The 12,205-nt window shown below is 68.5% G+C and carries 9 protein-coding genes; 6 read left to right on the forward strand and 3 right to left on the reverse strand.

The genetic code is table 11. The annotated features are described in order from the left end of the window. Positions 1-22: 22 nt before the first annotated feature. Positions 23-808, reverse strand: a complete 786-nt coding sequence (locus tag QZ471_RS02260) for a substrate-binding domain-containing protein (protein WP_295460698.1) — start codon at positions 806-808, stop codon at positions 23-25. Positions 809-959: 151 nt separating this feature from the next. Between QZ471_RS02260 and QZ471_RS02265 the strand changes: the two genes are divergently transcribed. The 3 genes from QZ471_RS02265 (at position 960) to QZ471_RS02275 (ending at position 4,259) form a co-directional block, all read left to right on the forward strand. Further along, positions 960-1,637, forward strand: coding sequence for a response regulator transcription factor (locus QZ471_RS02265; RefSeq protein ID WP_295460699.1), 678 nt, complete (start codon positions 960-962; stop codon positions 1,635-1,637). Beyond that, on the forward strand, positions 1,615-2,988 hold the full coding sequence (locus QZ471_RS02270) for a HAMP domain-containing sensor histidine kinase (RefSeq protein ID WP_295460700.1): 1,374 nt from the start codon (positions 1,615-1,617) through the stop codon (positions 2,986-2,988). The genes QZ471_RS02265 and QZ471_RS02270 overlap by 23 nt, the downstream gene beginning before the upstream one ends. A gap of 101 nt (positions 2,989-3,089) precedes the next feature. Continuing rightward, positions 3,090-4,259 (forward strand): D-alanyl-D-alanine carboxypeptidase family protein, encoded by a 1,170-nt coding sequence (locus tag QZ471_RS02275; RefSeq protein ID WP_295460701.1) that lies wholly within the window; start codon positions 3,090-3,092, stop codon positions 4,257-4,259. A 14-nt stretch (positions 4,260-4,273) separates the two neighbouring features. Here the strand turns inward: QZ471_RS02275 and QZ471_RS02280 are convergent, their stop codons facing one another. Then, on the reverse strand, positions 4,274-5,239 hold the full coding sequence (locus tag QZ471_RS02280) for an alpha/beta hydrolase (protein WP_295460702.1): 966 nt from the start codon (positions 5,237-5,239) through the stop codon (positions 4,274-4,276). A 282-nt stretch (positions 5,240-5,521) separates the two neighbouring features. Here QZ471_RS02280 and QZ471_RS02285 point away from each other — a divergent pair, with 282 nt between their 5' ends. Next, positions 5,522-6,514 carry a helix-turn-helix transcriptional regulator gene (locus QZ471_RS02285; RefSeq protein ID WP_295460703.1) on the forward strand — a complete coding sequence of 331 codons (993 nt, stop codon included), beginning with the start codon at positions 5,522-5,524 and terminating at the stop codon, positions 6,512-6,514. Positions 6,515-6,609: 95 nt separating this feature from the next. After that, the gene (locus QZ471_RS02290; RefSeq protein WP_295460704.1) at positions 6,610-7,545 is read left to right on the forward strand and encodes a transporter; all 936 of its coding nucleotides are present in this window, start codon (positions 6,610-6,612) and stop codon (positions 7,543-7,545) included. An 8-nt stretch (positions 7,546-7,553) separates the two neighbouring features. Here QZ471_RS02290 and QZ471_RS02295 read toward each other — a convergent pair whose 3' ends face one another. Next, positions 7,554-10,475 (reverse strand): PAS domain-containing protein, encoded by a 2,922-nt coding sequence (locus QZ471_RS02295; protein ID WP_295460705.1) that lies wholly within the window; start codon positions 10,473-10,475, stop codon positions 7,554-7,556. Between the two features lie 384 nt (positions 10,476-10,859). On the opposite strand from QZ471_RS02295, the gene QZ471_RS02300 reads away from it, so the two are divergent. Beyond that, the gene (locus QZ471_RS02300; RefSeq protein ID WP_295460706.1) at positions 10,860-12,200 is read left to right on the forward strand and encodes an APC family permease; all 1,341 of its coding nucleotides are present in this window, start codon (positions 10,860-10,862) and stop codon (positions 12,198-12,200) included. Positions 12,201-12,205: the final 5 nt, after the last annotated feature.

Here is a 12,205-nt window from a genome sequence, read left to right on the forward strand (position 1 = left end):
CGCCGGGGCGACTCCCGGAGGCTCACTGGGCGGGGATGGGCTTGAGGCCGCTGTCCTCGATGGCCTTGGCGGCGTCCTTGGAGGCCAGGTACTTGAGCATGGCGCGAGCGGCGTCCGGATGCTGGCTGTGGCTGACCACGGCGCCGGAATAGAGGGTCATCTTCTGCGCCTGGTCGGGGATCAGGCCGACGATGTCGATGCCCTGCACGGGCTTGAGTTCGCTCAGTTGCTGGAAGCCCAGCTGGGCCTCGCCGCGGGCCACCACCTCGCCCACGGGAGTGGCGGGGATCATGCGCGCCTTGGCGTTGAAGGCCTCACCCAGCTGCAGGCGCGGAAAGAGCACGCGGGACAGGTAGACGCCGCTGGCGCTGTCGGAATAGGCCACCGACTGGGCGCTTTCCAGGGTCTGCTTGAAGGCGTCCATGGTCGAGATATCCGGCTTGGGCGCACCCTTGCGCACCGCCAGGGCGATGAACGACTGGCCCAGGTCGACGCGACTGTCCTTCACCGCCTGGCCGTCGGCGATCAGCTTGTCCAGCGCCGAACCCACCATCAGCACCACGTCTGCCGGCTCCTTACGTGCCAGGCGATTGGGGATGGCCTGGGGCGTGTCGCCCATGGATGGCGCGGCGGCGATCTCCAGTTTCACCCCGGTGGCCTTCTCGTAGGCCGGCGCCACTTCGCGGATGGCGCCCATGATGCCGCCCGAGCTCAGGATGGTGAGGGTGGTGGGCTGCGCGGCGAGCAGGGGAGTGGTGGAGGCCAGCAGCAGGGCGCCCAGGGCGAGGGAGGGTAGACGTCGGAACATGGCAGAGACTCTCGTTGGAAAAGACCGACGATAGACCGCGCGCCCGGGCTTGGCGCATGAGTCAGGATGAAAAAAAATTTAGTTTACCGACCCAGGGGTTTTGCCTAGGGTGTGCGGTCCGCTGAACCGGGGACGAGATCGAGAGGCAACCATGACCCAGGCTTTGGTCATCGAGGACGACGAGGTGACCGCCCAGTCCATCGCCAGCGCCTTGCGCGCGCAGGACTACCAGGTGCGCTGGGAAAGCACCGGACGCGACGGCCTGGCCGCCGCCATCGCCGGCGGCCACGACATCATCACCCTCGACCGCATGCTGCCGGACTTCGACGGCCTGACCATCGTCAGCACCCTGCGCGGCCTCGGCATCGCCACCCCGGTGCTGATGCTGAGCGCCCTGTCCGATGTCGACGAGCGGGTGCGCGGCCTGAGGTGCGGCGGCGACGACTACCTGACCAAGCCGTTTTCCCTGGTGGAGATGGTGGCGCGCCTGGAGGCCCTGCTGCGACGCCCGGTTGCCCAGTCCGCCAGTCATCAGTTGCGGGTGGGCGAGCTGACCCTGGACCTGATCGACAACACCCTGACCCGCGCCGGCGAAGCCATCGCTCTGCTGCCGACCGAATTCAAGATCCTCACCTACCTGATGCGCAACGCCGGGCAACTGGTGACCCGCACCATGCTCTTCGAGCAGGTCTGGGGCTATCACTTCGATCCGGGCACCAACATCATCGATGTCCACATGGGCCGCCTGAGACGCAAGATCGAGCGGGCAGGGCGGCCGCTGGTGCATACGGTAAGAGGAGCCGGCTATGTCCTCGTCGTCCCGGACTAGGCGCTGGCGCTCGGGCAGCAGTCGCCTGCTGGCGCTCTATGCGCTGCTCTTCGTGGCCTGGGGCGCGGTCTTCACCGGGGTGCTCTATTGGCAGATCTCCGGCTACCTGGGTGCGGTGGCGGAGCGCACCCTGCTGCAACGGGCGCACTACTACGGCAAGGTCGCGGACGCCGACCTGCTGGGCGAGCTGCAGGCCAGCGAGGTCTATTCCATGCCCGGCATCGACGCCTACGGCCTGTTCGAGGCCGATGGTCGCTATGTGGCCGGCAATCTGGTCAAGCTACTGCGCAACCTGCCGGATGACGGCCAGGTGCACTACCTGCAGCGCGGCCTCAGGACCACCGACGCCCTGGACGAGACGCGCAGCAGCCATGCCTTTCTGCAGCGCCGCGCGGACGGCCGCATCCTGGTACTGGCCCGCGATGGCGGCTCCATCTCGGCGGTGGGCGGCATCATCGGCCAGGCGCTGTTCTGGGGCCTGTCGCTGACCCTGATCCCTGGACTGGTCGGCTGGCACCTGCTGCGGCGCCGACCGCTGCGGCGCGTCGAACGACTGCAACGCAGTCTGGAACTCATCGTCGCCGGTCACCTCGAAGAACGCCTGCCGCTGTCGCCGCGCCACGACGAACTGGACATGCTGGCCGATGCGGTCAATACCACCCTGGCCCAGCTGGAGCGCTCGATGCACGAGGTGAAGGGGGTATGCGATGGCATCGCCCATGACCTGCGCACTCCGCTGACGCGTTTGCGCGCGCGGTTGCATCAGCTCCAGCAGTTGCCCTTGGCCGAGCCCCAGGCCGAGCGTCTGGGGGAGGCGCTGGCCGAGACCGAGGCCATCATGTCGCGCTTCCAGGGCTTGCTACGCATCTCCGAGCTGGAGGATACCCGGCGGCGCATGGCCTTCGCCCCGCTGGACCTGGCCGCGCTGTTGCGCCAGGCCCATGAGTTCTACGAGCCCATGGCCCAGGAAAAGGCCCAGACCCTGACCCTGGAACTGGCCGCTGACCTGCCGGCGGTGCAGGGCGACGCGGAGTTGCTGTTCGAGGCGCTGGTCAACCTGCTGGACAATGCCGTCAAGTTCGCCCCGGTGGGCGGCCGGGTGCGCCTGGTCGCCTACGCCGCCGGGGCTGGGCTGCGCATCGAGGTCATCGACGACGGCCCCGGCATCCCCGAGGCCGAGCGGGAGAGCGTGCTGCGCCGGCTCTATCGCGGCGATGCCAGTCGCCAGCAGCCGGGCTATGGCCTGGGGCTGTCGCTGGTCGCCGCCATCGTGCGCTTGCATGGCTTCAGCCTGAGCATCGCAGCAGCCGAACCGACCGGCGCACGGGTGGTCATCGCCAGCGCTACCTGAGGCACCGGCTTCCTAAATTTTTCTTCACTTTCCTTCATTTGAGCCACCGGCAGGGCTTGCCTAGGGTGGCGGCCCTTCCCGTTGAACCGGATGCGCCGCTCGTGAAACACCCCTTCCTCCGCCTGGGTCTTGCCGCCCTCTGCCTCGCCTGGCTCGGTCAGGCGGACGCCGCTCCCACCGCCGATGCCCTGATTCCCTCGCCACCCCAGCTCTCGGCCAAGGCCTGGGTATTGCTGGATGCCACCACCGGCCAGGTGATCGCCGAGGAGGATTCCCACCAGCACCTGCCGCCGGCCAGCCTGACCAAGTTGATGACCGTCTATGTGGCGACTCGCGACATCCAGGCCGGGCGGCTCAAGGTGGACGACAAGGTCACCGTCAGCGAGCACGCCTGGCGCACCGAAGGTTCACGGATGTTCCTCGATCCGCGCAGCCAGGTCTCGATCCACGACCTCTTGCAGGGCATCGTCATCGATTCGGGCAACGATGCCAGCGTGGCCCTGGCCGAACACATCGCTGGCAGCGAGGAGAGCTTCGCCAGCCTGATGAACGCCACCGCCCAGCGCCTCGGCCTGCACGACAGCCATTTCATGAATCCCACCGGGTTGCCCGATCCCGAGCACTTTTCCTCGCCCTACGACATGGCGCTGCTGGCCCGCGCCATCATCCTGGACGAGTCGGCCTACTACGAGCTCTACGCCAAGAAGTACTTCACCTGGAACGGCATCCGTCAGCCGAATCGCAATCTGCTGCTCTGGCGCGACCACACCGTGGATGGCCTCAAGACCGGCCACACCGAGGCCGCGGGCTATTGCATGGTGACCTCGGCGCAGCGCGACGGGCGCCGGCTGATCACCGCGGTGTTCGGTTCCACCTCACTGAACAACAGGGCCACCGATACGCAAAAGTTGCTCACCTATGGCTTCCGCTTCTTCGAGAACCAGACCTTCGACAAGGCCAACGTCGCCCTGGGTACGCCGGCGGTGTGGGAGGGCGAGCGCTCGACCCTACCGGTGGGGGTGAGCCAGGACGTGGTGCTGACCCGCCCCAAGGGCCAGCACGAACCGCAGCAGCGCCTGGTGCTGGACGAACCCCTGGTGGCACCCATCGCCCAGGGCGACGTGGTCGGGCGCCTGGAGCTGGTGGATGGCGAGCGTATCCTGCAGACCCGCCCGCTGGTGGCGCTGATGGCGGTGGAGCAGGGCGGCTGGTGGTCGCGCTGGCCGCAGCACCTCTATCGGCTGGTGCTGCACTGGTTGGGGCGGCTGTAGCCTGGCTCCAGGGCTCAGGCCTCGACGTCCAGCTGCTCGCGCAGGAAGGCGTTCATCCGTTCCAGGGTCCAGCGCACGCTCGGCAGTACCCCGAGCATCTCGATGAAGCCGTGGATCATGCCCGGCAGCTCGTGGAATTCCACGGCGTTGCCGGCGCCGATCAGCGCCTGGGCATAGAGGCGGGCGTCGTCGCGCAGGGCGTCGCACTCGGCGCCGAAGATCAGCGCCGGCGGCAGCTTGGCGTGGGACGGCGCGAAGAGCGGCGAGACCCGCGGATCGCGGGTGTCCACGTCCTGCAGATACATCCCGGAGAAGTAATCCATCATCGGTCGCGTCAGCGGCGGTACCTGGGCGTTCTCGCGGCGCGAGGGGTGATCCCAGGCCGTGGGGGTGTTGTCGACGCCGGGATAGATCAGCACCTGGGCCCTGAGCGTGAGAGGACCCTCGCGCAGGTGCAGCGCGGCCATGGCGGCCAGGCCGCCGCCGGCGCTGTCACCGGCCACGGCCACCCGGTCGAGATCGAGGTTGAAGGCGCCGCCGGCTTCGGCCAGCCAGCGCAGGGCGGCCAGCACATCGTCGGGACCAGCGGGCGCCGGATGCTCCGGGGCCAGCGCATAGTGCACGGCGAGCACCGCGCAGCCGGTGCCCAGGGCGATCTGGCGACACAGCGAGTCGTGGCTGTCCAGATCGCCGATCACCCAGCCGCCGCCGTGCAGATAGACCACCAGCGGCTGCGGGCGGGACCCTTCTTCGCGGGGGCGATACAGGCGCAGGGGAATCGGCCCCAGGGGCCCGGGGGCGGCCAGCTCCTGGATGCGGGCCAGGGGCGCAGGCGGCAGCCCGAGAGTGCGATTCAGCTGCACATAGGCGGCGCGCGCCTGCTCCGGGGTGAGGCTGTCCATCGGTGGCTGCGGATGGGCGGCCATTTGCGCCAGCAGGCCGGCAACCTCGGGAGTGAGGCGCGCGAAGACGTCGTGCATGGGGATTCTCCTGATGGGCCGGAACGCCGGGACTGACGCCGGATGGCCAGCAGCCTCGGCGGTGGCGGTGGGATCGGCAATCGATCAGATGAACGATGGACCACGCCGCGGCCCTGGGTGTCCCTGGCGCTGACAGGCCGGTGCTTGAGCCGGTGGGTTGGCTTGCACCTATCCTGCATCTGAACGATAGGCGCGCCGCTGCGGTACGGTAGACTCGGACCCATTGCCAGGCCCCACGAAGGGCCGGCGCCCTACCCAGACAATCAGAACAATGGGGGTAGCATGGATCAGTCAGCCGTCGTTTCCTGCAGTGTACCCAGCGAGGTGGTCGCTCGCTTCAGCCAGGTCGTCCTGGCGCTGCAAGCCCGTCTACGTGGTGGTGCCATCACCGAATTCCATGCCCAGGCCCTGGCGCAGCTGCAGCGCCTGGTCGCCTTCGACAAGGCCTGGTGGGGCAACTCCGCGTGGCGCGACGGGGTTCCCGTGGCGCACAGCACCTTCCTGCTGGGGCTGCCCGGCAGCTATACCCGGGAATGGGATGCCCTCAAGGCCGATGACCGCCGCCTCGGCGACTTGCATCTCATACAGGGGCGCTGCCAGGTATTCGACTGCCGGGACATGACGGCCTCGCCGAGCCTGGCCGCCCTCGGTCAGCGTCATGGCTTGGCCCATGGCCTGCGCATCGTGCTCACCGACGACCAGACCCGCCTGGGCGTCCACCTCACGGTGTTCCGTGAGGACCCCGCCACCCCCTTCACCGCCCTGGAATGCCAACTGGTGGAATGGCTGATGCCGCACCTGCTGCATGCCGAGCGCGAGAGTTGCCTGCGCACCCTGGCGACCCTGAGGGACAGCCAGGGCCGTTTCGACGAGCTGGCGCTGGCGGTGAGCGATCGCCATGGCGTGCTGTTGTCCCTGGAGCCCGGATTCGCCGCCTTGCTGGCGACGGAGTGGGAGGGCTGGCAGGGCAATCAGTTGCCAATGCCCTGCGTTCCGCAAGAGCCCTACCAGGGCCGTACCCTGCAGCTCGAGGCCCAGCCGCTGGGCGACCTGCTGCTGCTCAAGGCGCGTCGGCGCAGCCCGGCGGAGCGCCTCAGTGCCCGCGAGCTGGAAGTCGCCCAGTGCTTCGCCCTCGGCCAGACCTACAAGGAAGTGGCCCGCACCCTGGGCATGGCACCGGCCACGGTGCGCCACCACCTGAGGCGCATCTACGAAAAACTCGGCGTCAATCGCAAGGCGCAGATCGCCCAGCAGGTCGGGACCGCCCCCGACTGAGTTCGACCCTTCCCTGAACGCCTCACCCGGACCGAGCGCCCAGCGCGCCCGGTGAGGCATCGCTCGTCCCCACGAAAGTTCGCAGGAGTCTCACCATGTCGCGTCTGTCAGGCGTTCTACCCGCGGCCGGGGCCGTCTTGCTGGCGCTGCTCGCCGGCAGTGCGGCCCAGGCCACCGAAAATGGCATGCCGACCACGGCGGCCGGGGTGCAGGACTTCGGCGCCGGTTTCATGCCGCCCTCCACGCCCTTCGGCACCCTGGGCCTGCGCATCAGCGACTACCAGGCGCGGGTGCTCAAGGACAGCCACGGTCGCGATGACGGCAACGACTTCGACATCAACGTCCTGGCCATCGGCCTGGCCTACCTGCGCATGACCGACCAGCAGGTACTGGGTGCGCGCTACGGCTTCGGCGCCGTCTCGGTGTTCTTCCGCATGGATGCCAGCCTGGGCATCAATGCCGGTGGCCAGCGGGTATTCAGCGACAGCGCCGAGCTGTTCCGCCCGGCGGACATCCAGCTGATCCCGCTGATCCTCGCCTGGACCCCGGCGCCCGGGGTGGGCATCAATACCCAGCTATCGATCCAGGCGCCCACCGGCGCCTACGACAAGAGTCGCCTGGTCAGCCCCGGCACCAACCACTGGACCGTCTCGCCCATTCTCAACGCCAGCTATATCAGCCCGAGCGGACTGGAGCTGTCGTCCAGCTTCCAGGTCGACATCAACGCGCGCAACCCGGCGACGGACTACCGCAGCGGGGTGGAGTATCGCCACGAATTCGCCGTCGGCCAGCATGTCGGCGACTGGACCCTGGGCCTGGGCGGCTACTACTACCGCCAGCTCAGCGACGACGACGCCCCCGGCCTCAGCCGTGGCAATCGGGCGCGGGTGGTAGCCCTGGGCCCGGCGGTGAGCTTCTTCCAGCCCACCTCCGGACTGCCGGCGATCTGGCTGCACGCCTACAAGGAGTTCGACGCGCGCAACCGGGCGGAGGGCTATACCGTGGCCCTCAAGCTCGGGGTGAGTTTCTAGCCGGGACGTCAGTTACCCATCAGATCCCGTACGCGGCGGGTGAGGCTGTCGACGGCGAAGGGCTTGGTGAGGATCTCCATGCCGGGATCGAGATGGCCGTTGCCGATGGCGGCGTTCTCCGCGTAGCCGGTGATGAACAGGGTCTTGAGCCCCGGGCGCGACTGGCGCCCCGCCTCGGCCAGCTGCCGGCCGTTCATGCCGCCGGGCAGGCCGACGTCGCTGATCAGCAGATCGAGGTGCACGTCGGACTGCAGGATCTTCAGGCCGGTGAGGCTGTCGGCCGCTTCGATCACCGCGTAGCCGAGGTCTTCGAGGATATCCACCACCAGCATCCGTACCGTCGGCTCGTCGTCGACCACCAGCACCGTCTCGCCCTGGGCGGTGGCGGCCAGGTCCAGGCGGGTGGCCAGGTCTTCCGGGGCCACTGTCTCGCCGAGATAGCGCGGCAGATAGATGCACAGGGTGGTGCCCTGACCCACCTCTGAATAGAGCCGCACCTGACCGCCGGACTGCAGCGCGAAGCCGTAGATCATCGACAGCCCCAGGCCGGTCCCCTGGCCGATGGGCTTGGTGGTGAAGAAGGGTTCGAATACCCGCGCCGCGACCTCGGGTGGGATGCCTACGCCGGTGTCCGTCACGCACAGGGACAGGTACTGGCCCTCCGGCAACTCCAGGGCGCGGGCGCTCTCGCGGTCCATCCAGCGATTGGCGGTCTCGATGGTGATGCGCCCCCCTTCGGGCATGGCGTCACGGGCATTGATGCAGAGATTGAGCAGTGAATTCTCCAGTTGGCTGGGGTCCACCAGCGCGGGCCAGAGCCCCGTGGCGCCGACGGTCTCGACCTGGATACCCGGCCCCACGGTGCGCTGGATCAGTTCGGTGAGGCCGTCGATCAGCTGGTTGACGTCCACCGGCCGCGGCGCCAGGGTCTGGCGCCGGGAAAAGGCCAGCAGGCGATGGGTGAGGGCGGCGGCGCGCTTGGCTGCGCCCTGGGCAGCGGCCAGGTAGCGGTCGAGTTCGCGCAGCCGGCCCTGGGCGATGCGCGTCTCCATCAGCTCCAGCGCCCCGGAGATGCCGGCCAGCAGGTTGTTGAAGTCATGGGCGAGGCCGCCGGTCAACTGGCCGACAGCCTCCATCTTCTGCGATTGCCGCAACTTTTCCTCGGCCTGCATCAACTCCGCGGAGCGTTCGGCGACGCGGGTTTCCAGGGTGTCGTTGAGGGCGCGCAGGGCGGCCAGGGCCTTGTCGCGTTCGGCTTCCACCGCGCGGCGTTCCTCGACGTCGATGAGCACGCCGGGACAGCGCAGCGGGTTACCGTTGGCAGCGTGCTCGACCCGGCCGTTGGCCTCCACCCAGTAGTAAAGACCGTCGGCTCGACGTACGCGGTACTGTTGGGCGTAGGGCCCCCCCTGCGCGACTACCGTCTCGATGGCCGCGGCGAGGCCGGGTTGGTCGTCCGGATGTACCGTCGCCATCACCTGGGCCAGACTCAGGCCTTCGCGACCCAGGGCCGGATCGAGCCCGAAGGAGCGGGCGAAGGCCTCGTCCACGGTGAATCTGTCGGTGGGCAGGTCCCAATGCCAGGTGCCGATGATGGCGCCGGCCGACAGCGCCAGCTGGACACGTTCGATGTTCTCCCGGGCCAGGGCTTCGCTGATGCGCAGGCGCTCTTCGGCATTGCGCCGCTCGGTCACGTCGCTGAAGAAGATGGCGATCTGACGTTCCTCAGGATCGCCGACCCGTACGGCGCGCACGTCGAACCAGCGCTCGAAGGTGTTGGCGTAGTTCTCGAAGGTGGCGGGTTCGCCGGTCTTGGCCACGTGGCCATAGGTGTCGAACCAGAACTGTTCCAGGTTGGGGGCGAATTCGGTCACCCACTTGCCGCGCAGATTGACCCCGGCCTGGCGCTCGAAGGCCGGATTGGCTTCGAGGAAGCGATAGTCGATGGGCTTGTCGTCGGCATCGAACTTGACCTGGACGATGGCGAAGGCCGAGCCGATGGTCTCGATGATGGCGCGAAAGCGTTCTTCGCTCTTGCGCAGCGCGGCCTGGGCGCTTTGCAGCGGGCTCATGTCGAGCATGGCGCCGATCATCCGCGTGGGTCGGCCGTCCTGGTCACGGATTACCCGGCCGCGGTCGTAGACCAGGGCATAGGAGCCATCCGCCCGCCGAAAACGATATTCGTCGGTCCAGACCAGGCCGTCGCCCTCGATCACCGCTGCCGCGGAGGCCTCGATGCGCGGCCGGTCGTCCGGATGGATCTGCGCCAGCCACCAGGCGACGGTAGGTTCGACGGCATCCGGCCGGTAGCCATAGGCGGTGCCCAGGGCGTCGTTCCAGAGCACCAGGCCGCTGCGGCAATCCCAGTCCCAGATGGCGTCCTTGGTGGCCTCGGCGACCACGCGGTAGCGCTCCTGGCTTTCCTTCAAGGCCAGGCCCGCCAGGTGCTCGACGGTGCGGTCGCGGAGGATCTTGACGAAGCCCAGGGGGTCGCCATTGTCATCGGTGAGCGACATCATCTCGCCCGAGGCCCAGAAGCGCTGGCCGTCCTCGCGCAGATGCCAGCGTTCGTCCAGGGCGCTGCCGTCGCGCAGCGCCTTGGCCATCTCGTATTCGCCGTGACGGTTGGCGCTGTCTTCGGGCGTGAACAGGCGCGAGGAGTCCTGGCCGATCATTTCCTCGGCGCTCCAGCCGGTGACCTGTTCAGCACCCGGATTCCAGTCGGTGATACGGCCCTGGCGGTCGCTGACCACGATGGCGAACTGGGTGGTGCTCTCCAGCACCGCGCGGCTGCGCGCCTTGGCCCGGCTGCCAGGCGAGGCGTCGGCGGAGGTTGCGCGGAGCGTCAGCTCCTGCACGGCGGCGCGCAGGCGCAGGACTTCCTCCTCGAGGGCCTCGCGGGTCAGCGCGGCCAGGGGTACCTCACTCATCTCGCAGGATTTCCTCGGGGGCGTGGGTGATCTCGTTCGACCGCGAAAATGCCGGAGTGTGGCTGCGCTGGCGGCCGCGCAAGGCGCTTTGCCGTTCATCGGCAAGCGGCGAGCAACCTGCAGGGAGTCTAGCCGCCACACGCCGTGACCTTCAGCGAAACGACGGCCTGTCACGGGTTGGCGGGGTAGAGCGGGGCAAGCGAAGCGGGCTCGGTAACGCGGCTCGCGTGGTGGGCAGCGCGGCGCGGGGTAACGACTGACGGAGCTCGGCTGACGAACGGTCGGGCCCTGGAACCCGGTGGGGTGGGTGGCCTCTACGCTAGCACGCGACGCGCGTCACAGCCGTCCTTTCCTCGTCGCCTTCAATTCAGGAGCCTCGCGCGCATGGCCTCGGAACCCCTCCCTTCAGCGGCCGCCGCCGACGCACCCGCAGCGGGTCCACTCAAACGTGCCATCACCCTGCCGATGCTGGTGTTCTTCATTCTCGGCGACGTGCTCGGCGCTGGCGTCTATGCGCTGGCAGGCACCATCGCCGGGCGGGTCGGCGGGGCCATCTGGGCGCCACTGCTGATCGCCTTGTTCTTCGCGCTGCTGACCGCTGCCTCCTATGCCGAGCTGGTCACCAAGTATCCCAAGGCGGGCGGCGCGGCGGTGTTCGCCGAGCGCGCCTTCGGCCGGCCGTGGTTGTCCTTCCTGGTGGGGTTCTCGATGCTGGCCGCGGGGGTCACCAGCGCCGCGGGGCTGGCGGTGGCCTTTGCCGGCGGTTATCTGCAGGCGCTGGTGGCCTGGCCGAGCGCCTGGGTCTGCCTGGGCTTCCTGCTGCTGGTGGGGTTGCTCAATGCCCGCGGCATCAAGGAATCGCTGTCGGTCAATCTGCTGATGACCCTGGTGGAGCTGTCCGGCCTGGCGATCGTCATCGTCGCGGCTGGCTGGTTCGTAGTGCAGGGCCAGGGCGAGCCGGCGCGGCTGCTGGAGGTGGATGCCGCCGCGGCCCCCGCGGCCATCCTCGGGGCATCGCTGCTGGCCTTCTACTCCTTCGTCGGTTTCGAGACCTCGGCCAACCTGGCCGAAGAGGTGCAGGACGTCAGCCGTGTCTATCCGCGGGCACTGTTCGGCGCCCTGATCATCGCCGGCATCGTCTACCTGCTGGTCGGCGCCGGGGCGGCGCTGGTGCTGCCGGTCGAGCGGCTCAAGCAGTCCGGCGCGCCGCTGATGGACGTGCTGGCGGCTTCGGGCCTGGGGGTACCGACCCGGCTGTTTGCCGTCATCGCGCTCATCGCCGTGGCCAATGGCACCTTGCTGACCCTGATCATGGCCAGCCGCCTGGCCTTCGGCATGGCCCGCGAGGGCCTGCTGCCGGCCGTGCTCGGCCGGGTGCTGCCGCGGCGGCGGACGCCTGGCGTGGCCATCCTCGCCACCACCGCCGTGGCCATCGCCCTGACCTTCACCAGTACCCTGGACGTGCTGGCCGAGACCGTGGTGCTGCTGCTCCTGGTGGTCTTCATCAGCACCAACCTGGCGGTGCTGGCCCTCAAGCGCGACCGGGTGGAACACCCGCACTTCCGGGTACCCTGGATCTTCCCGGTGCTGGCCCTGGGCTCCTGTGCGCTGCTGATCGCCCAGCAGGGCGCGGCGACCTGGCTGCGCGCGGGCCTGATGCTACTGGTGGGCGGCGTACTCTATGGCCTGACCCGGCTGGTCGGTGCCCGTACCGTGGGCTCCTGACGGAC

This window comes from uncultured Pseudomonas sp. (assembly GCF_913774235.1).
Classification (GTDB): Bacteria; Pseudomonadota; Gammaproteobacteria; order Pseudomonadales; family Pseudomonadaceae; genus Chryseomonas.